We start from the raw sequence: 1675 nt of genomic DNA, 5'->3' as shown, positions 1-1675 counted from the left end.
CCTCGGCCTTTCACGGCAGCCGTGATCTTGGATGTCCAGCGGGTCGGTAGATATGGCGAAGTGCCTGCCACGTAAGGGAAACTGCCCGGTGTCGAGTCGTGCAGAGTTCCCGCGTGGAAGGCACTTCGTAGGTGCAGGTTACCCAGTGGTCCAAGGGATTGTCCGTCGAGGTCGGCGGTCACGGCGTGGTCTCGCACGTCGGAGCGGCGCTGTTGCGGCTGCTGGCTGATCGCAGCGGTTTGACGCAGGCACTGTCGGCCGCGCTCAGCCGGCGTGGGTTCAGCCCCGGCCGGGACCGGGGCCGGGTGCTGGTCGACCTGGCGGTGATGATCGCCGACGGCGGTGAGGCGATCGCGGATATCGAGGTGCTGCGCCACCAGAGTGAGGTGTTCGGCCAGGTCGCGTCGCCGGCGACGTGCTGGCGGGCACTTGACGAGATCAGTGACGTCGGGCTGCGTCGGATCGCCAGGACGCGGGCGAAAGTCCGTGCCCGGGTATGGGGCCTGGTCGGGTCGGTGCCGTCTGCTCGTGCCGCGGGCCGGGATCTCGGCGAGGGCGTGGTGGTGCTGGATGTGGACTCCACGATCGTGCTCGCGCACAGCGACAAGGACGGCGCCGCCGCGACCTACAAGCACACATACGGCTTCCATCCGATCCTGGTGACCTGCGACAACACCGGCGAACTACTGACGATCAAACTGCGGCCCGGCAACGCCGGAGCCAACACCGCCGCCGACCACCTCACCGTGCTGACCGAGGCGTTCGCGCAGGTCCCGGTCGGACACCGGCGGCACCTGCTCATCCGGGGTGACTCGGCCGCCGCCACCCACGCCGTGCTGGACTGGCTGACCGCGCAGGACGCCAAGCGCAACCGACGCGTCGAGTACTCAATCGGCTGGCCGATCGGCGAGGCGGAACGCGCCGCCATCCATGCACTACCGGCCGCGGCCTGGTCACCGGCCCTGGCAGCCGACGGCGGCATCCGCGACGGCGCGCAGGTCGCCGAACTGACCGGCCTGCTGGCCGTGGCCGGCTGGCCGCCCGGCATGCGGGTGATCGTGCGTCGCGAACGGCCGCACCCCGGCGCCCAGTTGTCGCTATTCGAGGAACGCGACGGCTGGCGCTACACCGCGTTCGTCACCAACACCACCGCCGGCGCCCTGCAGTGGCTGGAAGCCCGCCACCGCGCCCACGCCCGCGTCGAAGACCGGATCCGCTGCGCCAAGGACACCGGCCTGCGCCGGCTACCGTCACGCGACTTCGCCATCAACACCGCCTGGTGCCAGATCGCGGCCATGGCCTGCGACCTGATCGCCTGGCTACAACTGCTCACCCTCGACGGCGAACTGGCCAAAGCCGAACCGAAACGACTGCGCTACCGCCTGCTACACACCGCCGCCCGCCTGGTCCACGGCCAACGCCGCCGCCGGCTACGCATCACATCGACCTGGCCCTGGGCAGACCAGCTCACCGCCGCATTCACCCGGATCGCGGCGATCCCCGCCCCCGGCTGACCAGCTCAGCCCTGCCCCGACGACCGGAGGAACCAAGGAGACCACGCCCACCGCCGCGACAGACGGCCCGCCACCACGCCCCGAACCCAACCGCATCGACAATGAACGATCACACGCGCGGGGCCGGAACGCCCGACATCAGCCGTGAACGATCGAGGCTA

General features: G+C 70.1%; 1 protein-coding gene. It reads left to right on the top strand.

The genetic code is table 11. The annotated features are described in order from the left end of the window. Positions 1–131 precede the first annotated feature (131 nt). Positions 132–1514 (top strand): IS1380 family transposase, encoded by a 1383-nt coding sequence (locus tag ACPXB1_RS30535; RefSeq protein WP_425736162.1) that lies wholly within the window; start codon positions 132–134, stop codon positions 1512–1514. Positions 1515–1675: the final 161 nt, after the last annotated feature.

It is taken from the genome of Micromonospora sp. DT68, assembly GCF_049847245.1.
Lineage (GTDB): Bacteria > Actinomycetota > Actinomycetes > Mycobacteriales > Micromonosporaceae > Micromonospora > Micromonospora profundi.
The sequence above is the reverse complement of the archived record's forward strand: the minus strand, read 5'-3'. Positions and strand labels throughout refer to the sequence as shown.